1 protein-coding gene is annotated in these 1,056 nt (G+C 58.5%); it reads right to left on the bottom strand.

The features are described 5' to 3' along the window. A partial coding sequence (locus EOM25_15315) for a tetratricopeptide repeat protein (GenBank protein ID NCC26549.1) occupies positions 1–776 on the bottom strand: 776 nt, incomplete at its 3' end. Between the last annotated feature and the right edge of the window lie 280 nt (positions 777–1,056).

The raw sequence follows: 1,056 nt of genomic DNA, 5'->3' as shown, positions 1-1,056 counted from the left end.
CCGAGGTTGAGCAACGTGTCTAGATCGTTGGGCCGTATGCGCAGGGCCTGCTTGTAGGCCTTTATCTCTTCTTCCGGTCGGCCGTTCTGCCCATAGGCGATCCCGAGATTGTACCATGCGTCCGCATTGTCCGGATCGGCATCCAGGCATCGGCGATAGGCGTCCACCTCGTCCTGGCCCTGCCCGAGGTTTCCAAAGACGACCGCGAGATTGAACCAGGCTTCGGCAAAAGCGGGCTCGATGAGGACGGCCTTCTGATAGGCCTCGGCGGCCTCTGCCTGCTGGCCCGCCAGTCCATAGGCTATTCCCAGATTGTACCAAGCCCTGGCGTCCTCCGAATCCAGACGGACATACTCCAGAAAGGCCTGGATGGAATCCCCGGGCCTTCCGAGATCGTTGTAACTTAAACCCAGGAAAAACCAGACCTCGGCGTTGTCGTTTTCGATCTCCACGGCCTGTCTGAACGATTCGGCGGCCATCTCATGTCGGCCTGATAGACGGTGCTCTTTTCCCGATTCGATCAAGGCCCCGACGGAGCCGCCCGGAGATTCGGCCTGGACCGGCAGAGAAGATAAAACAAACAGGCCGAAGGCCAAAACCCAGCTCATCGCATATCGCAATTTCATCGTGTTCTCCCCCCCGACTGAAAAATTGGGCCGATTTTTTATAATCCGTTTTCGACCATTGTAGACAGTATACGCGAATACGTGGGTTCGCTCCCTGAACGCATTTTTTCGAGATGCCCCATATCTCGCCCACAAATGCGGCCCGACCATGAGATCTGATACTCAACCTCGGGCACGGGCGCTTAAATCGTCCTGTCTTCCTTCAGGACGACCGACCCACCCCGGCCCGAACCGGTCTCGATAATCCCCTCGGCCAGCAAGACGCTGCGCACGATCTCGTAGATATCCTCGTCCCAGCCTAGAATTCGCCGCAAAGCCAAGTTCCCGGATTTACCCCCGGCCTCGGCCAGGACCTTGCGGAACTCCGCACCCAGACCGTCCATATCGAGCTGGGCATCCACCGCGCTCTCGGAATCGCCCGGGGCTCCCT

This window comes from Deltaproteobacteria bacterium, from assembly GCA_009929795.1.
Lineage (GTDB): Bacteria > Desulfobacterota > Desulfovibrionia > Desulfovibrionales > Desulfomicrobiaceae > RZZR01.
Note: the sequence above shows the minus strand (reverse complement) of the source record. Positions and strands in the feature narration are given on the sequence as shown.